General features: G+C 39.8%; 19 protein-coding genes and 1 pseudogene. 6 read left to right on the top strand and 14 right to left on the bottom strand.

All coding sequences use genetic code 11. The annotated features are described in order from the left end of the window. Positions 1 to 141: 141 nt before the first annotated feature. The 5 genes from sufB to N6B01_RS05035 are packed head-to-tail and all read left to right on the top strand — an operon-like array spanning position 142 to position 5,424. The gene (gene sufB, locus N6B01_RS05055) at positions 142 to 1,653 is read left to right on the top strand and encodes a Fe-S cluster assembly protein SufB (RefSeq protein WP_182419212.1); all 1,512 of its coding nucleotides are present in this window, start codon (positions 142 to 144) and stop codon (positions 1,651 to 1,653) included. 55 nt (positions 1,654 to 1,708) lie between these two features. Continuing rightward, positions 1,709 to 2,464, top strand: coding sequence for a Fe-S cluster assembly ATPase SufC (gene sufC / locus N6B01_RS05050; protein WP_262080205.1), 756 nt, complete (start codon positions 1,709 to 1,711; stop codon positions 2,462 to 2,464). A 12-nt stretch (positions 2,465 to 2,476) separates the two neighbouring features. Beyond that, complete coding sequence (sufD, locus tag N6B01_RS05045; RefSeq protein WP_262080204.1) at positions 2,477 to 3,757, top strand: Fe-S cluster assembly protein SufD; 1,281 nt, start codon at positions 2,477 to 2,479, stop codon at positions 3,755 to 3,757. 24 nt (positions 3,758 to 3,781) lie between these two features. Then, entirely contained in the window at positions 3,782 to 5,026 is a 1,245-nt protein-coding gene (locus N6B01_RS05040; protein WP_410007235.1) for an aminotransferase class V-fold PLP-dependent enzyme, read from the top strand. Then, positions 5,023 to 5,424: an SUF system Fe-S cluster assembly protein gene (locus N6B01_RS05035; RefSeq protein ID WP_182419209.1), complete on the top strand. Its 402-nt coding sequence runs from the start codon at positions 5,023 to 5,025 to the stop codon at positions 5,422 to 5,424. Before N6B01_RS05040 ends, N6B01_RS05035 begins: the two co-directional genes overlap by 4 nt. Before the next feature lie 114 nt (positions 5,425 to 5,538). Here the strand turns inward: N6B01_RS05035 and N6B01_RS05030 are convergent, their stop codons facing one another. The 3 genes and pseudogenes from N6B01_RS05030 to N6B01_RS05020 form a co-directional block, all read right to left on the bottom strand. Beyond that, positions 5,539 to 6,015, bottom strand: coding sequence for a hypothetical protein (locus N6B01_RS05030; protein WP_262080203.1), 477 nt, complete (start codon positions 6,013 to 6,015; stop codon positions 5,539 to 5,541). A gap of 452 nt (positions 6,016 to 6,467) precedes the next feature. Beyond that, a pseudogene (locus N6B01_RS05025) lies at positions 6,468 to 7,037 on the bottom strand (IS1595 family transposase); the annotation flags it as partial. A 143-nt stretch (positions 7,038 to 7,180) separates the two neighbouring features. Continuing rightward, positions 7,181 to 9,067 carry an ABC-F family ATP-binding cassette domain-containing protein gene (locus tag N6B01_RS05020; protein ID WP_262080202.1) on the bottom strand — a complete coding sequence of 629 codons (1,887 nt, stop codon included), beginning with the start codon at positions 9,065 to 9,067 and terminating at the stop codon, positions 7,181 to 7,183. Between the two features lie 248 nt (positions 9,068 to 9,315). On the opposite strand from N6B01_RS05020, the gene ndk reads away from it, so the two are divergent. Continuing rightward, positions 9,316 to 9,738: a nucleoside-diphosphate kinase gene (ndk, locus tag N6B01_RS05015; protein ID WP_182419205.1), complete on the top strand. Its 423-nt coding sequence runs from the start codon at positions 9,316 to 9,318 to the stop codon at positions 9,736 to 9,738. A 176-nt stretch (positions 9,739 to 9,914) separates the two neighbouring features. Here the strand turns inward: ndk and N6B01_RS05010 are convergent, their stop codons facing one another. The 11 genes from N6B01_RS05010 to serS all read right to left on the bottom strand — a co-directional run bounded on the left by N6B01_RS05010 (position 9,915) and on the right by serS (position 20,950). Then, positions 9,915 to 10,790, bottom strand: a complete 876-nt coding sequence (locus N6B01_RS05010) for an META domain-containing protein (protein WP_262080201.1) — start codon at positions 10,788 to 10,790, stop codon at positions 9,915 to 9,917. A 642-nt stretch (positions 10,791 to 11,432) separates the two neighbouring features. Further along, complete coding sequence (gene purB, locus N6B01_RS05005) at positions 11,433 to 12,740, bottom strand: adenylosuccinate lyase (protein WP_262080200.1); 1,308 nt, start codon at positions 12,738 to 12,740, stop codon at positions 11,433 to 11,435. A gap of 85 nt (positions 12,741 to 12,825) precedes the next feature. Then, a complete protein-coding gene (gene rpe / locus N6B01_RS05000; RefSeq protein ID WP_262080199.1) occupies positions 12,826 to 13,515 on the bottom strand; it encodes a ribulose-phosphate 3-epimerase in 690 nt (229 codons plus the stop codon). Positions 13,516 to 13,891: 376 nt separating this feature from the next. Then, complete coding sequence (locus tag N6B01_RS04995) at positions 13,892 to 14,452, bottom strand: invasion associated locus B family protein (protein WP_182419201.1); 561 nt, start codon at positions 14,450 to 14,452, stop codon at positions 13,892 to 13,894. Between the two features lie 366 nt (positions 14,453 to 14,818). Beyond that, positions 14,819 to 15,298 (bottom strand): molybdenum cofactor biosynthesis protein MoaE, encoded by a 480-nt coding sequence (locus N6B01_RS04990; protein ID WP_262080198.1) that lies wholly within the window; start codon positions 15,296 to 15,298, stop codon positions 14,819 to 14,821. A gap of 2 nt (positions 15,299 to 15,300) precedes the next feature. Then, on the bottom strand, positions 15,301 to 15,552 hold the full coding sequence (gene moaD, locus N6B01_RS04985; protein WP_262080197.1) for a molybdopterin converting factor subunit 1: 252 nt from the start codon (positions 15,550 to 15,552) through the stop codon (positions 15,301 to 15,303). A 103-nt stretch (positions 15,553 to 15,655) separates the two neighbouring features. Continuing rightward, positions 15,656 to 16,234, bottom strand: a complete 579-nt coding sequence (pgsA, locus tag N6B01_RS04980) for a CDP-diacylglycerol--glycerol-3-phosphate 3-phosphatidyltransferase (protein WP_262080196.1) — start codon at positions 16,232 to 16,234, stop codon at positions 15,656 to 15,658. 264 nt (positions 16,235 to 16,498) lie between these two features. Then, positions 16,499 to 17,839, bottom strand: coding sequence for a LysM peptidoglycan-binding domain-containing M23 family metallopeptidase (locus N6B01_RS04975; RefSeq protein WP_262080195.1), 1,341 nt, complete (start codon positions 17,837 to 17,839; stop codon positions 16,499 to 16,501). Positions 17,840 to 17,964: 125 nt separating this feature from the next. Then, positions 17,965 to 18,627 (bottom strand): protein-L-isoaspartate(D-aspartate) O-methyltransferase, encoded by a 663-nt coding sequence (locus tag N6B01_RS04970; protein WP_182419196.1) that lies wholly within the window; start codon positions 18,625 to 18,627, stop codon positions 17,965 to 17,967. 90 nt (positions 18,628 to 18,717) lie between these two features. After that, positions 18,718 to 19,476 (bottom strand): 5'/3'-nucleotidase SurE, encoded by a 759-nt coding sequence (gene surE / locus N6B01_RS04965; RefSeq protein WP_262080194.1) that lies wholly within the window; start codon positions 19,474 to 19,476, stop codon positions 18,718 to 18,720. 193 nt (positions 19,477 to 19,669) lie between these two features. Further along, complete coding sequence (serS, locus tag N6B01_RS04960) at positions 19,670 to 20,950, bottom strand: serine--tRNA ligase (RefSeq protein WP_262080193.1); 1,281 nt, start codon at positions 20,948 to 20,950, stop codon at positions 19,670 to 19,672. Positions 20,951 to 21,018: the final 68 nt, after the last annotated feature.

Here is a 21,018-nt window from a genome sequence, read left to right as displayed (position 1 = left end):
ATAAAGCTTGAGTGCTATTGTCATGTTTATTGAATTTTGATTCTAATCAATTATATAAATTCTATAAAGCAACTGTAATATCATTTTTTGCTTTTTTCAATAACTGCTGGACTTTGACCCGGCCAGGATGGAGATAAGCCTATGCCTGCAGTGCAGGAAACAATAAGACAGGTTAGCGAAATTGACGTTGACCAATATAAATATGGTTTTGAAACCGAGATTGAAACAGATAAGGCCCCCAAAGGCTTGAACGAAGAAATCATTCGTTTCATTTCTGCGAAAAAAAGTGAACCTGAATGGATGCTTGAATGGCGTCTTCAGGCTTTTCAACGTTGGCTAAATATGAGCGAGCCCCATTGGGCGCGCCTTGAATATCCCAAAGTTGATTTCCAAGACCTGTATTATTATGCAGCACCAAAGAACCAAGTTGGTCCCAAATCTTTAGATGAGGTAGATCCTGAATTATTGGCAACCTATGAAAAGCTTGGTATTCCGCTTAAAGAGCAGGAAATTCTTGCTGGCGTTCGAAAACAAGATGAGCGTTCTGAGCTTGAAGATAATATCTATGCAAGTGGGCGTGTTGCTGTTGATGCTGTATTCGATTCCGTATCAGTTGTAACAACATTTAAAAAAGAACTAGCTAGCGCTGGCGTTATCTTCTGTTCAATTTCAGAAGCCATTCGCGAATATCCTGAGCTTGTGCAAAAATATCTCGCATCCGTAGTTCCAGTTGCAGACAATTATTATACAGCACTTAATTCTGCTGTGTTTACTGATGGTTCCTTTGTCTATGTGCCAAAGGGTGTACGCTGCCCTATGGAATTATCAACCTATTTCCGCATTAACGAGCGCAATACCGGTCAGTTTGAGCGTACATTAATCATAGTTGAAGAAGGTGGTTACGTCTCCTATCTTGAAGGTTGTACCGCGCCGCAACGCGATGAAAATCAGCTTCATGCAGCTGTGGTTGAGCTGATTGCCTTAAAAGATGCTGAAATTAAGTATTCAACCGTCCAAAATTGGTATCCAGGTGACAAGGAAGGAAAAGGCGGCATTTACAACTTTGTAACCAAGCGTGGTGACTGCCGTGGTGATAACTCCAAAATTTCTTGGACACAGGTAGAAACTGGCTCGGCCATTACTTGGAAATATCCATCCTGTATCCTACGTGGTGATAATTCGCGCGGCGAATTTTATTCAATCGCCGTATCTAATGGTTATCAGCAAATTGATTCCGGCACTAAAATGATCCACTTGGGAAAAAACACTTCAAGTCGTATCATTTCCAAGGGTATATCGGCTGGTTTTTCCAACAATACCTATCGCGGCCTAGTCACTGCCCAAAGAAATGCTGCCAACGCGCGTAACTTCACCCAATGTGATAGCTTGCTTATTGGCAATGATTGCGGTGCCCATACAGTGCCATATATAGAAGCAAAAAATGCAACGGCTCAATTTGAGCATGAGGCAACTACTTCCAAAATTTCCGACGACCAATTATTTTACGTAATGCAACGTGGTATTCCTGAAGAGGAAGCTATTGCTCTTATCGTCAATGGTTTTGTTAAGGAAGTTATTCAAAAGCTACCGATGGAATTTGCAGTAGAAGCACAAAAGCTCATCAATATTAGCCTTGAAGGCAGCGTTGGTTAAATATTTTTTCGGCTGGCAGCTTTGTTTTAGCGCCGCTGTATAAAGGATTAAAAATATGTTAGAAATTAAAAATCTTCATGCTCGTATTGCTGAAAGCGGTACAGAAATTATTCGTGGGTTAGACCTTACTGTTCAAGATGGTGAAGTTGCTGCCATTATGGGTCCAAATGGTTCAGGTAAATCAACCCTTTCTTATATTCTTGCTGGACGTGATGATTATGAAGTCACTGAAGGCGAGATTATCTATAATGGCGAAAATATTTTAGAACTTGATCCCGCAGAGCGTGCAGCTCTTGGTGTATTTCTTGCATTCCAATATCCAATGGAAATTCCAGGTGTTGCAACCATGGAATTTTTAAAAGTTGCAATGAATGCACAGCGCCGTGCACGCGGTGAACCGGAATTAAAAATTCCTGAATTCATTAAACGTGTCAAGGATGCCGCAGAAGATTTGCAGATGGATATGGCTATGCTAAAGCGTCCATTAAATGTTGGCTTTTCCGGCGGTGAAAAGAAGCGTGCGGAAATTCTTCAAATGGATTTATTGGAACCAAAGCTTTGCGTTTTGGATGAAACCGACAGTGGCCTTGATATTGATGCTTTGAAAATCGTTGCCGATGGTGTCAACAAATTGCGCGGCCCAGATCGCTCATTCCTTGTTATTACCCATTACCAGCGTCTTCTTGACTATATTGTCCCAGATACCGTCCATGTTCTTTATAAAGGCCGCATCATTAAAAGTGGTGATAAATCATTGGCACTTTATCTTGAAAATAATGGCTATGCAGAAATCATTGGCGAAGGCGCATAAGGGAGCTTGTTAATGTCTATTATGACAAAGGCTGAACATACATCAGCTGAAAAAGCCCTTGTTGAAGGGTTAGAGACCGTTGCTGCCCAACTTCCTGGCGATGTTGGCAATGTTTTGTTACGCCAAAAAGCAATTGAAACCTTTGCGGAAAAAGGCTTACCATCACGCAAAATCGAAGCTTGGCATTATACAGATTTACGCACCTTGTTGCGTGATATCCCCGATTTTGTAACGGATAAAGCCTTTGCAAGTGATGGTGAACCCGCAGTGCTAGAGCCAATTTTGGCAGGTAGTACAGTTTTGCCATTGATAAATGGTAAATGCATAAGTAGTTATGCACTTGCAAATGCTAAACCAGTCGCAAGAGAACTTTCATCGGGCACAATTTCTTTGCCAAAGCATTTTATTAGCGATGATGTGATCAGCCAAATCAACACCGCTTATGTAAGCGATGGCTGGTCGATTAATATTGGCGATAATGACAATGATATTAATCTTATCGAGATTCAAAATATTGTTACGGATGGTCAAGCCCATACCACATCACCAGTAAGTGTGGCAGCGGGTAAAAAGGCAATCATTATTGAGCGTCAACTAGGCGATGATAGCGCAAGCTTTTCTAGCGCGATTAATCGCTTAGCGGTTGAAGATGACGCTGAAGTGCTTTGGATCATTATTCGTGAGCGTAACCAGCACGCCGTGGAGTTTAATCAGTTTAACGCTGTTTTACAAAATAACGCCAAATTGAAGCTCTATATTATCAATGCTGGCGTTAAACTATTACGCCAAGAAATTAATGTAGATCTTTGCGGCGAAGGCTCTGACTTCCAATTACGCGGTGTTAATTTACTTAACGGACAAAGCCACACAGACACAACAATGACCGTTCGTCATTTGGTTGAAAATACTACTTCAACTGAAATTGTACGCAATGTTGCCATGGATAAAGCACGTGGCGTTTTCCAAGGTATGATCCGCGTTTCGCGTGAAGCGCAAAAGACCGATGCTCGCATGGCATGCAATAGTCTTATCCTTTCCGATCAAGCAGAATTTGACGCAAAGCCAGAATTAGAAATTTTTGCTGATGACGTTGCTTGCGGCCATGGCGCAACTGTTACGGAGATTAATCACGACCATCTGTTTTATCTGATGGCACGCGGTGTTCCAGCGTCAATAGCCAGAGGGTTATTAGTTAAAGCTTTTGTTCAAGAATTAATTGAAGAGCTTGAGGACGAGACTCTTGAAGACGCGTTAAAATCCACAATCGATCAATGGCTTATCGACCACTTATAATGTAAAATATAAAGTAAGGGACTTATGATGACCTTGGAAAAAGCAAGCGAGATTTTTGACGTTAATCGCATTCGCAAGGATTTTCCTATCCTCTCGCTCGAGGTTTACAATAAGCCCCTTGCCTATCTTGATAATGGTGCATCCGCGCAAAAACCACAGTGCGTCATTGATGCTATCACCAATGCCTATAGTAGCGCCTATGCCAATGTGCATCGCGGTTTACATTTTTTATCTAATGCGGCAACAGACCTTTATGAGCAAGCACGTGAAAGCGTTCGTAGCTACCTTAATGCATCATCAAGTGATGAGATTATTTTTACCAAAAATGCCACTGAGGCAATTAATACAGTAGCCTATGGCTATGCAATGCCTAACCTAAATGAAGGTGATGAAATTATCATTAGCGTGATGGAACATCATTCCAATATTGTTCCTTGGCATTTTTTGCGTGAAAGACAAGGTGTAAAGCTCGTTTTTCTGCCCGTAGATGACGACGGTGTTCTACACTTTGAAAGTTTTGAAAAAGCGTTGTCACCTCGAACAAAATTTGTAGCTATTACCCATATGTCTAATGTTTTGGGTACGGTTCCACCTGTTAAAAAAATCATTGATTTAGCTCATCAGCACAATATTCCTGTACTCATTGATGGCGCACAAGGTGCAGTGCATTTAGATGTTGATGTACAGGCTTTGGATTGTGATTTTTATGTTATTACCGGTCATAAATTATATGGACCATCCGGCATCGGTGCGCTTTACGGTAAAAAATCTATTTTAGAAAAGATGCGACCATTTCAAGGTGGCGGTGAAATGATTGAGGAAGTACGGGAGGATTACATTTCCTACAACCATCCTCCTCATCGTTTTGAAGCTGGAACACCTCCTATCATACAGGCAATTGGCCTTGGCGTTGCACTTGATTATGTGCAAAAAATTGGCCGCAAAGCAATTATGGAATATGAGCATAAGCTCACCCTTTATGCCCATGAACGTCTAAACGAAATTGAAGGATTGCGTATTATTGGCAATGCGCCCAATAAGGGTGGTATTATTTCATTTGAAATGCAGGGAATTCATGCCCATGATATTTCGATGTTTGCCGACCGCCAAGGTGTTGCGTTACGCGCTGGCACCCATTGTGCACAGCCGTTGTTGACGCGCTTTGGTGTCACATCAACCTGTCGCGCATCGCTTGCTATGTATAACACCAAAGAAGAAATTGACCAATTGGCTAACGCTCTTGAAAAAGCAAGGACTTTTTTCAGATGACCGAAAATACTGAAGAACAAAAGACGGATAACTCTGCTATCGATTTGGAAACAGCCCCAGAAGCTGCTGTATCAGCTATTCCTGCTGACGAGTTGGATCGGCTGACAGATGATATTATCGCAGCATTGAAAACTGTTTATGACCCTGAAATTCCTGCCGATATTTATGAGCTTGGTCTTATTTATCGTATTGATATTGAAGATGATCGTTCTGTTAAAATCGAAATGACATTGACCGCCCCTGGCTGCCCTGTTGCCGGCGAAATGCCTGGATGGGTTGAAAACGCAGTGAGTGCGGTTGAAGGTATTCCTTTCGTGGAAGTCACGATGACATTTGATCCGCCATGGTCACCTGACCGCATGTCTGAAGAAGCACAAGTTGCAGTTGGCTGGTATTAAACATCATAAAGCTGCATGTTATTTATTGCAACTATGCAGCTTTAGATACTCAATATAACGCCTTATTTTACAACAATAATAAAGGCTTTAAGTTTTTGTGTACGACAAAACAAGTTATCCATATTTGCGTAAGGCATCAAGCATATAGTTGCGCCCTTTAAGTGATAAGCCGACATCCTCATTTAAAATTTCCATAAAATCATCATTACTTACATACTGATTATCAATTTTATCAATGATTTCGGCATCACCAAAAACTACATAAAACTTGTTTTCATCTTGTTTCCAAATAAATAGAGAGACACCTTGATATTTAAACAATGCATTTTGATAAACTAGATCGCCAAATATCTCGTCATAATCATCTATGCGATCAATAGAAAAATTTTGACTTTCATTTTTTGAAAAAAAGCCAATAATCTCACAAATTTTCTCTGCACCGCTTAATTTAAGATAATAAGACAATGCCGGCTTATCCAATGGCATTACAGATATGCGCGATTTATATTTAAAATGTGCGATCACTTCCGCATCAAGCAGCACATCATCATCAAAAAACTTTACAACATCCTTATCAACACACTTAACCAATTTGCTCCCCTAATTTTATCAATACTTAGAAACAATACTTAAAAGCTAAAGCACATAAAATGGTTATATCAATGTACCATAATTGGAAGCTCATGTCAGGATAGTTAAGGTTTTTTAGCAAGCTTCTTATTTCTAGCGGCGTCTGTATATTGTCTAATATTTTGCCTTTTTGTGCAAAGATTCACACTGGTAAGATTGATACATCTTTATAGATCAATTCATGCAATACCAAGATCATCACCATCGAACTTGATCAACAGTAAAGTAGCCTCTAATTTATAGGAACTATGAATATAACCTAAGCATTTAAAAAGCTCTTTTTGTCAAAATAGCAGTTTTGACATGATATCGTTTTGCAATATTTCCTCTGTCTCACCAATAACCACATCAAACCAATTAATCACTCACCCAACACGCATCGACCAAGTTATGATTGCGGCTATACCATTTAATCAACCCATAAATTGTTTAACCCATTGTTTAATCAGTTTTAATTTCGCTTTCGGCAATAGGCTGTTAAATCGCCACTCATATTCCTTCGAAAAAAGTCCAAATTTTTTTCTTAGTAAACCATTAAATTTACGCATATGTCGTTTGGCTTGGTTCCAAAAATTCTCAATGCCGTTGATGTGATTGCTTTTGTCTACAAACAGTTTTAAATGGTTGATGCAATAATGTTTAAACTCTGACATATCCAAGCAATTATATCCTTGCCAATAGTTGCTATAGATAATACTATCGGGTACAACTTTGCATTTAATGATGGGCAATAAACTGGCATTTGATACATCAAGAATAATCTTCGTATACACACATCCGCCGAGCTTGAGAAAACTAAAAACAGGAAGTTTGCCACCTGCTCCACGTCCACGATTACTCTTGCGTTCACCACCCAAATAATCCTCATCAACCTCAATCTCACCGTCAAAAACTTCACCCACTTCTTGCTGTGTTTGATAGCCAATCAGCACACGAAGTCTTTGATAGTAATAGGTAAATTCCTTGAAATTGAAATCAAATAAATAAGCGACGCTTTCTTATACCTATACCAGTAAACTTTCTCATTCATCTGGTGCAGCCCCGATAACCATTTCTAATGATTGCAATGGCATATTGAAAAACGATATTTAACCGCCGTTTAAATATATACTTTTGATCTTGCACATCACTCAGCAATAGCGGCTTCATATTCTTCAGTCAGTAATAACCATTTATTTTCGGCTTCTTCTAACTGATTAATATAGCTAGATCTCTCTATCGTTTTTTTTGTCGCTTGATCAGGCGCTGAAAGATAAAGATCACCTTCACCCAATTCGATGTCTAATTTAGATATTTTTCGTTGTAACTTTTCTATATCTGCTTCAAATTTTTGAATTTCTTTTCGTAACGGCGCAAGAGCCTGCCTCTTATCCGCATTAATTTTTCGTTGATCGTTTTTTGGCTTATCCGTTTCTGCGCTTACTTTTTTTTTAGAGTTAGAAGATTTATTTGAGTTTAAAACCTCTGCCCTATAGGCGTCCATATCCCCTTCATATACACCAACGCCTCCATCACGAACAATCCAAAGGCGATCCATTGTTGCATCAATCAAATGACGATCATGGGCAATAAGAATAACTGCACCATTAAATTCGTTTAATGCCTCAACGAGTTCAGCGCGACTATCAATATCCAAATGGTTAGTCGGCTCATCGAGAATTAAAAGATTAGGACCATCAAAAGTTGCTAGACCCATTAAAAGTCGCGCTTTTTCACCACCTGATAATTCTTTTGCCTTGGTCATCATTTTAGCAGTTGAAAGCCCCATTCGCGCCACACGAGAGCGAATTTTAGCTTCTGGCTCTTGTGGCATCAACCGGCGCACATGCTCAATAGCATTTTCTTCTGGATATAAATCATCTAATTGATGTTGTGCAAAAAAGGCAACTTTTAAATTTGGCGACAGCGTAATGGTTCCGCTCTCCCCCTTTAATCGACCTGCAATAAGCTTAGCAAAAGTTGATTTACCGTTGCCGTTCGAACCCAAAAGGGCAATACGGTCATCATTATCGATTCGTAAATCAAGATTTTTTAATATCGGTTTGTGTGGTTCATACCCTACATTGACATTTGAAAGCGCAATAATGGGAGAAGCAGCAACTTTTTCAGCATCGGGAAAACTAAATGGCTCCACACCTTCGCTTTTCCAAACAGTAATAGGCTTTAATTTTTCAAGAGCTTTTAAGCGTGATTGCGCTTGCTTCGCCTTGGTAGCCTTGGCACGAAATCGCGCAACAAAGGCTTCCATATGGCTTTTTTTCGCTTCTTGCTTTACTGCTTGCTTTTGCTGAAGTTCCATTGTTTCAGCACGCTGGCGTTCAAACTGGTCATAATTACCCCGCCAAAAGGTGAGTTTTTGGTTTTCTAGATGTAAGATGGATGTGGCAGCACTATTCAAAAGATCCCTATCATGGCTAATAATAACAACAGTATGGGGATATTTCTTAATGTAATCTACAAGCCACATTATCCCTTCAAGATCGAGGTAATTGGTAGGTTCGTCCAATAGCAAAATATCAGGTTCGGCAAATAAAACAGCCGCAAGCGCAACACGCATACGCCAACCACCAGAAAAAGATGATGCTGGGCGTAATTGCGCCTCATTATCAAAACCAAGGCCGGATAAAATGGTCGAAGCACGCGCTTCTGCTGAATGGGCATCAATATCAGCAAGCCTGATATGTATTTCAGCAATGCGCATTGGGTCTGTTGCAGTTTCAGCTTCCTGCATCAAAGCACTACGCTCTTTATCCGCTTCTAATACAATATCGATTAGCGATTGTTCAGTAGCTGGTGCTTCTTGCGCAACTTGACCGATTTTAGCACCTTTCGGCAATACTATTTTCCCAGTTTCAGTACTAAGTTCGCCAACAATTGCTTTAAACAAAGTTGACTTTCCAGTGCCATTATGTCCAACAAAGCCGGTTTTAGATCCTTCAGGTAAGATTGCGCTACTATGATCAATCAACAATTTGCCAGCCATTCGCAGGGTAACATCATCTAAAATCAACATTTCAAGCCGGCCTTTTACTATTCGTCTGGTTATAAAACTGAAAATGTCCATAAGCCTCCACATAAAAGCTAAACTGGTACATTTTATCTGTGATAGGGGTTTAAATCACACTTAGCTTCACATTTTAAAGCTTTGCAGTATAAAAACAATGTTGAAAGTGATATAAGTCTTCTAGCTTCTCTTGGCAAGCATAACGAAGATCGCTATACCACAGATGATGTTGATTTTAACTTATAAAGGGCGAAAAAATGGCTATTGAACGCACATTTTCGATGATTAAACCTGATGCAACCCGCCGCAATATTACTGGCGCTATCGTAGCTATGATTGAAGAAGCTGGATTGAAAGTTGTTGCTTCTAAGCGCGTATGGATGAGCTTGCGCGAAGCAGAAGGCTTTTATGCAGTGCATAAAGAGCGTCCTTTCTTTCAAGAATTGACTGAATTTATGTCTTCTGGACCAACAGTTGTGCAGGTTCTTGAAGGTGAAAACGCAATTGCAAAATATCGCGAATTGATGGGTGCCACTAATCCTGCAAATGCAGAAGAAGGTACGATTCGCAAAGCACATGCTTTGTCAATTGGCGAAAATTCAGTTCACGGTTCAGATGCTGTTGAAACTGCAAGTGAAGAAATCGCTTATTGGTTCTCACAAACTGAAGTAGTTGGATAAGTATCACAGCGTTCAGCTGCAATAATACATGAAAAGCCTGATTGAAAAATCAGGCTTTTTTTATATCAATATATTTGATGCAAGTTCCAACTTTTAAAAAACAATATTGTGAGACCACGCAATGAGGTTTTAGGCATATATGTAAATAAAATAACCTTCAAATGCAAAACAGTGCTTTAAATAGAGTTATTGGTAACAAAACGAGCAATCACGCGATTGTGCTGGTCTTTAAGATTAAGCGTATTGTCTTTGTCTACTTCATAGCTTCTTACTTTGGACATCATATTAACAAAGCGATTTTCCTGATCAGTAACAACTTCAGGGCAACTTATGAATGTCATTCCAAGCGGATCAAAGGTTAAAGCATTACTGTTTTCATTTATAAGCGCTACCGAAAAAAAGCGATTGCAGCCACCCGAACCATTCACACTAAAACGACTAGAAACTGCTGCGCTATTATCTAGCCCTAACGCTGGTGCCTGGACGGAACTATTAACTGTCAAACTTACATTTGTTCCCTGCGATATTTGTATGCCATTGATTTCGCGGGCTATCCATTCAGAACCAACTATTCCCTTTTGCTTATTTACAATAGGCATTGGTTGGCCAATAGAGGCAAGGCGCATGATGTACCCAGCCTGCTTGTGATCTACCATTGTAGGCGTTTCACTCACATAAATAAGTGAATCCCCCACAGAAATACGCGCCTTCAAACTATATTTATGCGCATTATCTAAGTCATTAAGGTCAACAGGTAGTTTAAATTCAGTTTTTCCAGAACTACTTGCAGGGGAACGTGCTTCACTCACCACTTTTTGCGAACCTGCTACAGTTTGGTCAACGAGTTGAACAAGCAAGCTAGCTTGACTAGGCAAGCTACTGGCTTGTTCATAATGAACTTGTCCAAAAATTTGTTTTTCTGCAATAGCTGCATGTGCATGGCTAACACCACTCATTTGAGTATAGCCATCAGATAGATGGTCTTTACTTAACTGCAAAAATGCAGTTAAAACAACACCAAAAGAAACAAAAGTGATCAATCTACGCTTCATATAATGCAGCTCGTCCCTATACAATTAACAACTGCTTGGCTTATTATCAATTTATTAAGATAATTTTTCCATTAAGAAAAACCTAAAAGATACCAAGATATCTTATTAAAATTATTCAAAATAGCTCTTAACCCAAACCAATAAAAATGACTTAAAACCAAACAAAACTATAAAGGTAGCTTGTACAAATAATAGCAAAACCTTTATTCCATTTACTTGATCCCAAACGGCATATTCATCACAAAAATAAAGCCATAATTTCTCAAGTATAAGAGAACTGAGTTAATTAAGCACTAAATCAAGGCAAAAGCCTGACATTCACCCGATTTAATAATGAAATATTTTTTCAAATTGAAAAACCATGTGAAATGATTTTTTTCTGACTAACGCCATAGTGATACAAGAGACAATATTGAGCTCATAAAAAATAATGTAAAATCATTTTAATGATAAATTTATTCAATAAAATTAACAGATTAACTAATTTTCAGAAGAAACATGCAAAGAACCAAATGAATTTTAATATTCCCCTTAATTATGCCCTTCACCTTGAATGCAAAAAGCGTATCTAACATTTTATAAAATGCTAGATACGCCCATAAGAATCACTTCACTTAAATATTTATCGTCACCTAGAATGACTTAATGTTCACCAAAAACACGATCAAAAATGGTATCAACTTGCTTAGTATGATAAGCAAGATCAAACTTTTCACGAATTTCTTCTTCTGACAATGCATTGCGAACATCTTCATCCTGAAGCAGTTCTTCCAAGAAATCTTTGCCCTCTTCCCAAACGCGCATGGCATTACGTTGAACAAGGCGATAGGAATCTTCACGACTAACACCTGCTTGGGTTAAGGCTAGAAGAACACGCTGCGAATGAACGAGGCCACGGAATTTGTTTAAATTCTTCATCATATTTTCTGGATAAACCAGAAGCTTTTCAATAACACCCGTAAGGCGAGCCAATCCAAAATCGAGAGTAATGGTTGCATCTGGACCAATATAACGCTCAACCGATGAGTGGGAAATATCACGCTCATGCCATAGGGCAACATTTTCCATAGCTGGCATAGCATAAGAACGTACCATCCGCGCAAGACCAGTAAGATTTTCGGTTAATACTGGATTACGTTTGTGTGGCATTGCCGAAGAGCCCTTTTGTCCAGGAGAAAAATACTCTTCCACTTCCAGCACTTCGGTACGCTGTAAATGGCGAATTTCAATTGATAGACGCTCAACAGATGAAGCAATAACACCAAGAGTTGCAAAGAACATTGCATGACGATCACGTGGAATAACCTGAGTTGAAACCGGCTCAGGGCGCATACCAAGCGCTTTTGCAACATATTCCTCAACGCGTGGATCAATATTCGCAAAAGTGCCAACTGCACCAGAAATTGCGCAAGTTGCAATTTCCTCTTTTGCTGCGGCAAGACGATCTCTGCAACGGCTAAATTCCGCATAGGCTTGCGCCAATTTCACACCAAATGTTGTGGGTTCGGCATGGATACCATGGCTACGACCAATAGTGACACTATTCTTATGTTCAAAAGCGCGTTTCTTTAATGCAGCGAGAAGCTTATCTAAATCATCCAATAAAATGTCGCTCGCACGCATCAATTGAACATTTAAAGTCGTATCAAGAACATCCGATGACGTCATACCTTGGTGGATAAAGCGAGCATCAGGACCAACGAACTCAGCAAGATGGGTCAAAAACGCAATCACATCATGCTTGGTGATTGCTTCAATTTCATCAATACGAGCAACATCAAAAACAGCCGCCGATCCCTTTTCCCAAATAATTTTGGCAGATTCTTTTGGAATAACACCAATTTCAGCCAAAGCATTACATGCGTAAGCCTCAATTTCAAACCAAATACGATATTTCGTTTCTGGAGACCAGATAGCAACCATATCGGGGCGGGAGTAACGAGGGATCATTTTTTTCTTTCCTGTTTCACAAGGGGAATAGTTTTAACTTACACTAAAATAGTTCGTAATATCGAAAATTCCGACGTCTCACAGTCTATGAACGCCACTTTGAAATTCCGCTTTTTGCAGCATTACGAATATCACTGATACGCGGACCATAGGTTGTGGCATCCCCACCTTTATAGATAGCGGATCCTGCAACGAGAGCATTGGCACCTGCATGCGCAATAGTTTCAGCATTTTGTGGACACACTCCACCATCTACTTCAATATCAATAGGACGATTGCCAATTAGTGCTTTTACACGAGAAATTTTGTCCAAGCTTGATGGGATAAAACTTTGACCACCAAAGCCGGGATTTACGCTCATGACCAAAACAAGATCAACATCATCAAGGATATATTCAAGAACGTTTTCAGGTGTAGCCGGATTAAGCGCTACGCCGGCCTTTTTTCCCAAACTGCGAATAGTTTGCAGTGAGCGATGCAAATGTGGACCTGCTTCAGCATGGATAGTTATAATATCACAACCCGCCTTGGCAAAAGCCTCAATATATTGATCGCATGGAGCAATCATCAAATGAGTGTCAAAAACAGCATCAGTTAAAGGGCGAATGGCTTTCACCACATCAGGTCCAAAAGTAATATTTGGAACAAAATGTCCATCCATTACATCAATATGTATCCAATCCGCCCCAGCGGATACAACATCTTTTACCTCTTGACCAAGCTTTGAAAAGTCAGATGCTAGAATAGAAGGAGCAATAATTATTTCAGTGGACATGACTATTTCCTATAACCGCATAAGACGGTAAAAATACCATTATTTGCATTTCAATCTAATGGAATTAAATAAATCCGGATTAACGAATGTTAAGTGCTCTTAGCTTTGTTTTAATACAAGAAAAGAAACAAGGCAAAAGATATAAAACACAATCAAAAGAATTTTTGACAAGAATGTAAAAAATACTGGACCACTACGCAAGCACGGAGAGACTTCATCTTATATAAAAATTGCTAAGCAGCAAAGTTTATATATTAAAAATAATTACATGCCCAACTAAAACACAAAAGAGCATTTTAACACAATTTAATGTATAAAACGCTCTTCTATCCGTACTATTTAAATTAAACAGCCATAAAAAATTGCTAAAACGCTTCTAAGGTAATGCGTTATAACCCGCTTTTACACCATCAAGGTTAATGATACCACCAACACCATCTTGCGGGGTTGTAAAGACATAAAAGGTTGCATTCTTACCATTGAGGAATGAAGCAAGTTCGGTATTATTGAGCAATACCTCAGCAACACAACTATCACCCAAACAACGGCGATACGGCATATGTCCCATATCGGTTGTGCCATCAATCATAATACCAATACCGAGTTGTAACTCTACGCGAATAGGAACAATAACACGCAGTAAAGTACCTTGATCCTTTGCTGGCCTTTTTATGAACGAAACGCGAAAAGAAATATCTGGACGATCCTTAGCGCGAGCACTTTGCGTAATTTCGCATTGGATATTAGGTGTGCCAGATGGTTGACTACATACTTTTGTCCAAGAGCCAAAGTTTTGGTTTTGTGGTACGTCTTGTTGACTAGCAGGCTGTGCAAAAGCTATCACAGGTGCCATACCCAGGGAAACAAGCAATCCAGTCATAGAGATAGCACAAATTGCTTTATTCACGGATTTAAAAAAATTTCCAAAAGCTGACATAAGAACTCCTGCTCGAATCACGCAACAATTATTGCGTAAAATGATGTTAAAAATTTAACACCAATACAAATATTTATTTTATGTGCTCTTACAAATTTAAAACACATAACATGTAAGCATACTTAATCATTAATTAGTCTTAAATAATCCAAAAAGGATATATAAAAAACCTTACTATATTGTTAGAAAAATGTTTAATACATTATTTCTTGGTGCTTGGTTGCCTCTATTTTTAAATGAACATCACAGAACATTATAAAACATGATTTCATTAAATCATTTCCAAGCAAAGGGAAAGACGATTTTTACATAATATCACATAAGATAAAAATAGCTTTAATATACTATTTTACGATAAAATTGAAATCAACCGTTTTGCCAATGATCGCGTTTTAACCGATCATCCTGCTTTGCCTCAACCCAACTACCAGTACTACCATCTTTCTTATGCTCCTTCTTCCAAAAAGGGGCATCGGTTTTTAAGTAATCCATAATAAAATTTGCCGCTTGAAATGCAGCAGTGCGATGTTTAGAGGTTGTTATAACCAGAACAATATTTTCCCCCACCCCAATCAATCCATAACGATGAATGACTGTAACAGCATCAAGTTCCCAATGTTGGGCAGCATTATTTGCCATATTTGCAATTTGCTTGTCAGCCATATTAGGATAATGTTCAAGTTCCAACGCTTTTAATGTCCCAGCTTCATCTCGGCAAAGACCAAGAAAACTAACAACTGCCCCAATATTCTTATTCTTACTGGTCAGCCGTTCAATCTCAGAATTAACATCAAAATCTTTGTCTTGAATGCTGACATAAATATCAACAGCTTTACTATCAATCATAATCATCCACCCGTCATTGGAGGGAAAAAAGCTATTTCATGCGCCCCAATAATTGCTGTATCATACGATACTTGCTCATGATCAATTGCAACATTTATAATAGCTTCATTTGCGAAAGCAGAGGCATATTTTTCATCACTGTTTTTTAAAAACTCAAAAAGCTCGCTGACATTTGTTACCGTTTCGGGCAATTCAATTTTTTCTTCTGCTGTGCCAATTTTCTCTCTGACCCAAGCAAAATAAACGAGTTTCATAACAATTTTCCTTAACAGTGTTTTCTGCAATTAATATAAATAGGCAATGAACGATTTTTAAGAATACATTACTCTAAATTAAATGCTAAATTCAAATTAGTTGTCAAATAATGTGTTTAAGTCCAGCTCTAAAATAATCCCATCCAGTAATTAACGTTAATATGGCTGCAATCCACAATAAGACAAGACCAAGTTGTGTTGTGTAAATGAAGTAGGGCTCGCCTGCCTGCCCTATAAGCAAAATCATCAGCGCTATCATTTGAACTGTTGTTTTCCATTTAGCAAGGCGCGATACCGGAACTCCAACTTTCAATTCAGCCAAATATTCCCGTAAACCCGACACCAAAATTTCACGACAAAGAATGATAATTGCAGCCCAAAGCGACCAACCTGCAATTGTTCCATTTGCGGCAAGCAGCAAAAGACAAGTCGATACCAATAATTTATCAGCAATAGGATCAAGCATACGGCCTATATTAGATGTTTGCTTCCACATGCGTGCAAGATAGCCATCAAAAAAATCAGTAATGCTAGCGACTACAAAAATAAAGAAAGCCGCCCAATGTGCGGTATCTGATGATTTGAATTCTCCTTCAGGAAAAAAACACAACACCACCAACGGCACAGCAATAATGCGTGCATAAGTCAATATATTGGGAAAAGAAAGAGCATTATTTTTCATGCGCGGTGCCGTAATCCAACATTTTTAAAAGCCTTACACTCTAGTAGCATGTCTTAATGACCTTGTAAAATGACAGAAAATTTAAATAGAAAGCAAATCCCCTAGTTTAAACAAAAAAACGGCCTGATAATCTATCAGACCGTTTTAAACAAAAAGCTAATATACGAAATATAGGCTTTAAACTACTTTATTTATAATTATCGGGTAGTAAACAAAGTAATCTGCAACCATAATTCGATGCACCAATATCATACTCGCATTGCATTAGTTTTCTAAAAACTTCGCAGGATTTACGGGCACGGAATTTTTACGAACTTCAAAATGTAGCTTAGGTGTGGCTGCATTGCCAGACATACCTGACTTTGCAATTTCATCGCCGCGACGTACTTGCTGGTTACGCTTTACAAGAATTTTGCTATTATGCCCATATACCGTCACAATATTATTTTCGTGGCGGATAAGTACAGTATTACCAAATTCCTTCAAGCCATCACCAGCATAAATAACAACGCCATTTTCTGCTGCGCGTACTGATGTACCTTCAGGAACCAAGATATCTAGACCATCATTGGTAACAGTACCTTCCCTTTGGCCAAAGCTGCTCAAAATACGTCCACGTGCCGGCCAACGCATTTGCGAAATACCTGTTGCTTGCGGTGCAACAGCCGCAACTTGCTCAGCTTGAGCAATAGAATCATTTTTTGAAGCAACAGCATTTTGGGCTTGCGGTGGCTGTTGGGCTTGACCGTTCGTCGCATTTTGTTGTTGTGTTGGCGCAATTGGCTGAGGAGCAGTGGTTGGCTGATCCATACGAACAGCAACCGTGTCAATCACATTACTTTGATTGCTAGCTTGAGCCGTATTTTGATTAGACGTTGAGGCTTGCGCAGCAGGCGCATTTGGCCGCACCGCAGCTACTTGTTGATTTCCAGCTTGCGTACGAGGTACACTCACTGGGGTTACAGCTGCATTAGCTGACGCTACAGCAGTACCTTGATTACCTGTACCACGACCTGGAATAATTAAATTTTGACCTACACGAATCGCACCACTTGAAAGCCCGTTGGCATTTTTAATATCATTAACGCTAACACCATTACGATTAGCCACACGCGTCAAAGTATCACCACTTTGAACGATATAGCTGCGATTATTAGCGCTTGATGAAGCGTGACCGCCTTGCACAGCATTTGCCGGCAATGTACCAAGATTACGTGGTGGCTCGCCAGTACCGGCAACCTGCCCTGGCGCCAATTGGTGTGTTGGCTGCTGTGGGTATTGCTGCGCCGGCGCCTGATATTGAGGCTGTTGCGGAGCCTGATATTGTGGCTGCTGCGACGCTTGATATTGTGGCTGCGCTGGTGGTAAAGCATTGCTTTGGATAGTTCCGCTTTGCACTGGCGGCGGCAATTGTTGCGGCTGCGCTTGCTGTTGCGGAATAGGACGATTTACTGCAGCTTGCTGTGATGGTGTCGAATTTGTAAAGAGACCATCGGTAAACCGCATAGTATCAGAACTACAACCAGCAACTAAACCAGTAATTACTATGAGTGCCGCCCCCTGAATATAGCGGCGTGAAACCTTATCAATTATTTTTAAATGCATCTGATTTGCCTGTACCCGATAATCAATGACAAGGCCATTAAATAGGGTTAATCTTACTTGAGAGTTAAGATTGGAAAAAAAATGTCAAAAAAATGCAATTTTTCTTATATTTTGCCATAAAATAATCATAAAATTTCAGCGACACCCTCAATAAAGGGTTGATAACGTACTCTAAACATATCTGAGCGCTCAAATCTGGTACCCGTTTTAGAATAACGCATGATGGTTTGCACTCCATCATCCACTCCAAGTGGAACGAGTAAAATACCATTACCTGCTAACATTTCCATGAAAGCTAAAGGCTCCTTCACCATTGCCGGCCAAATAATAATACGGTCGAATGGACCATTACCCGGAATGCCGCGCATGGCATCGGTTTGCCTTAAAATAATGTTATCAAGCATTAGATTTTGAAATCGTATGCGTGCTTCGTCACATAAAGTTTTATAACGTTCAATTGTAGTAACACGCCCAGCAAGGCGCGCCATCAAAGCTGCTGTAAAACCTGATCCCGTACCTACTTCTAAAACACGATGTTTTTTTTCAAGCTGCAGAGTATTAATCAAAATCAATTGCTCATCAAGACGTTCAATATATTCGCCGCATTCAATGGGTATAACGCTATTACTATAGGCAATATCACTAAAAGCGGAATCCATAAAATTACGTCGCGGCGTCTGTTCCAATGCCAATAATAGCTCAGAAAGGTCAATTCCCTTTGCACGCATGCGCAAAGCTAAACCTGCTAGTGCTTCATATTCCGACAATACCTTATTTTCAGCAGCCATAGTCTTATTAACTCTTCAACTTCAACAACCAAAAGCATCAATGGTGCTTTTGGCTCGAACTTATAAAATGCATTTAACGATAAAGAAAGATTAAGAAAATGCTTTCTGTAAACCGGCGATTTCATCTTGCGCCGTAAGATCAAGATGCAAAGGCGTAATAGAAATCTTTCTCTTATCCACCGCGTAAGCATCGCTACCAATTGCACATAAATTTCTATTGCGCGAAAACTTTAACCAAAAATATGGAAAACCACGCCCATCATGGCGCTCATCAATATAAATATCATGAGCAATATGCCCTTGATGGGTAACTTCAACACCCGTAACTTCATTAGACCCGCAAGCTGGAAAATTAAGATTAGTCAACACACCCTGCTTATAGGGTAATGAAATCAATTTTTGTAAAATAGCAGGCGCATGCTGCCTTGCTGTATCCCATGGAATAATCCGATTATTATTCTCACTTACATATTCTTGCGAAAGAGCAAAGGAGCGCACGCCCAATAAAGTCCCTTCCATAGCAGCTGCAATAGTACCAGAATAAGTAACATCATCAGCAAGATTACCGCCTGAATTCACTCCAGACAAAACAATATCAGGGGCTTGTGGCATAATATGCTTGATAGCCATAATGACACAATCGGTTGGCGTTCCACGGACAGAAAAATGACGATCGTCAATCTGTCTCATGCGCAAGGGATCGGAAAGGGTTAAGGAATGAGATAAACCACTTTGGTCTTTTTCAGGAGCAACAACCCACACATCATCACTTAAAGATCTCGCAATATCCTCAAGGACGGTTAAACCTTCGGCATGGATACCATCATCATTGGTAATTAAAATCCGCATGTGAAACTCCTTGAATTTCTTAAAAATCTAAGTTGAATAGAATTATAATGGTCATGCAAGTTTAGAATAAAGCCAACAGATTGAATAAACTGACATATTACAATTGTGTTGGCTTCATTTTTAAAATAGACAAGCTATTTAGCAGCATAATGTTTTATTAAACATGCTGCCAACTTATGACAGCATGATGATATTAAAGAGCAGCAATACGCGTGACACCGCCCATATAAGGAATAAGTGCATCAGGAATAATGACGCTACCATCTTCTTGCTGATAATTTTCAAGTACGGCAATAAGGCAACGTCCCACAGCCGTTCCCGAACCATTTAACGTGTGGACAAATTGTAAGGTCTTTTCACCTTCTACCCTATAACGGCTATTCATACGACGCGCTTGAAAGTCACCACAAACCGAGCAACTAGAAATCTCACGATAAGCATTTTGACCAGGCAACCAAACCTCAATATCGTAGGTCTTTTTAGAACCAAAACCCATATCGCCCGTACATAACACAACCGTGCGGAATGGAAGATCTAAACGCTTTAGCACTTCTTCTGCACATTCCGTCATACGCTCTAATTCAAGCAATGAAGAATCACGATCAGTTACTGCCACCATTTCAACTTTCCAGAACTGGTGCTGACGCAGCATACCGCGGGTATCACGACCAGCAGAACCCGCTTCTGAGCGGAAACAAGGTGTTAACGCGGTAAATCGTAAAGGTAATATGCTTTCATCCAAAATCTCTTCACGCACCAAATTAGTAAGCGGCACTTCCGCTGTAGGAATAAGCCAGCGACCATCAGTAGTTTGAAAAAGATCTTCCGAAAATTTTGGTAATTGCGACGTACCATAAAGCGCATCATCACGAACAAGAATAGGTGCTGACACTTCACGGTAGCCATGCTCATTGGTATGAATATCAAGCATGAATTGGCCAAGCGCACGCTCAAGACGCGCCAACATACCAGACAAGATGGTAAAACGCGCACCAGACATGCGCCCTGCCCGTTCAAAATCCATACCGCCTAATGCTTCACCAATATCAAAATGCTCTTTTGGTGCAAAAGAAAATTCGCGCGGCGTGCCATATTTACGCACTTCAACATTGGCACTTTCATCAGGACCAACTGGCACATCATCAAGCGGGATATTAGGTGTACGAGATAAAACATCTTCAAGCGCCTGATTTAAACGGCGCTCTTCTTGTTCTGCTTCACTAAAGGCCGACTTTAAAGCTGAAACTTCTTCCTTTAGCTTTTCTGCACGTTCTTTATCGCCACTAGCCATAGCTTGACCAATTTCTTTTGATGCAGCATTGCGGCGCTCTTGCATTTCTTGCAAGTTAAAGACATGGGCACGACGCTGGGCATCAAGAGCTATAATTTCTGCAGATTGCGCAGGTGCGCCGCGTTTTAGAAGTGCCTCATCGAGGCTTTGCGGATTTTCTCTGATCCATTTAATATCAAGCATAAATTTTCACCATATAATAAAGCTATTTATTTGAAGAGAAACATCAGGTCTTAGTTGATAGAGCAAAT

Source organism: Bartonella sp. HY406 (assembly GCF_025449315.1).
Classification (GTDB): domain Bacteria; phylum Pseudomonadota; class Alphaproteobacteria; order Rhizobiales; family Rhizobiaceae; genus HY038.
The sequence above is the reverse complement of the archived record's forward strand: the minus strand, read 5'-3'. Positions and strand labels throughout refer to the sequence as shown.

Coding starts and splice junctions, on each gene's coding strand:
- N6B01_RS05040 (WP_410007235.1), top strand. CDS start 3,782: ATGATGACCTTGGAAAAAGCAAGCGAGATTTTTGACGTTAATCGCATT.
- ndk (WP_182419205.1), top strand. CDS start 9,316: ATGGCTATTGAACGCACATTTTCGATGATTAAACCTGATGCAACCCGC.
- N6B01_RS05035 (WP_182419209.1), top strand. CDS start 5,023: ATGACCGAAAATACTGAAGAACAAAAGACGGATAACTCTGCTATCGAT.
- N6B01_RS04970 (WP_182419196.1), bottom strand. CDS start 18,627: ATGGCTGCTGAAAATAAGGTATTGTCGGAATATGAAGCACTAGCAGGT.
- N6B01_RS04995 (WP_182419201.1), bottom strand. CDS start 14,452: ATGTCAGCTTTTGGAAATTTTTTTAAATCCGTGAATAAAGCAATTTGT.
- sufD (WP_262080204.1), top strand. CDS start 2,477: ATGTCTATTATGACAAAGGCTGAACATACATCAGCTGAAAAAGCCCTT.
- N6B01_RS04990 (WP_262080198.1), bottom strand. CDS start 15,298: ATGATTGATAGTAAAGCTGTTGATATTTATGTCAGCATTCAAGACAAA.
- sufB (WP_182419212.1), top strand. CDS start 142: ATGCCTGCAGTGCAGGAAACAATAAGACAGGTTAGCGAAATTGACGTT.
- purB (WP_262080200.1), bottom strand. CDS start 12,740: ATGATCCCTCGTTACTCCCGCCCCGATATGGTTGCTATCTGGTCTCCA.
- pgsA (WP_262080196.1), bottom strand. CDS start 16,234: ATGAAAAATAATGCTCTTTCTTTTCCCAATATATTGACTTATGCACGC.
- sufC (WP_262080205.1), top strand. CDS start 1,709: ATGTTAGAAATTAAAAATCTTCATGCTCGTATTGCTGAAAGCGGTACA.
- N6B01_RS05020 (WP_262080202.1), bottom strand. CDS start 9,067: ATGTTGATTTTAGATGATGTTACCCTGCGAATGGCTGGCAAATTGTTG.
- serS (WP_262080193.1), bottom strand. CDS start 20,950: ATGCTTGATATTAAATGGATCAGAGAAAATCCGCAAAGCCTCGATGAG.
- moaD (WP_262080197.1), bottom strand. CDS start 15,552: ATGAAACTCGTTTATTTTGCTTGGGTCAGAGAGAAAATTGGCACAGCA.
- N6B01_RS04975 (WP_262080195.1), bottom strand. CDS start 17,839: ATGCATTTAAAAATAATTGATAAGGTTTCACGCCGCTATATTCAGGGG.
- surE (WP_262080194.1), bottom strand. CDS start 19,476: ATGCGGATTTTAATTACCAATGATGATGGTATCCATGCCGAAGGTTTA.
- rpe (WP_262080199.1), bottom strand. CDS start 13,515: ATGTCCACTGAAATAATTATTGCTCCTTCTATTCTAGCATCTGACTTT.
- N6B01_RS05010 (WP_262080201.1), bottom strand. CDS start 10,790: ATGAAGCGTAGATTGATCACTTTTGTTTCTTTTGGTGTTGTTTTAACT.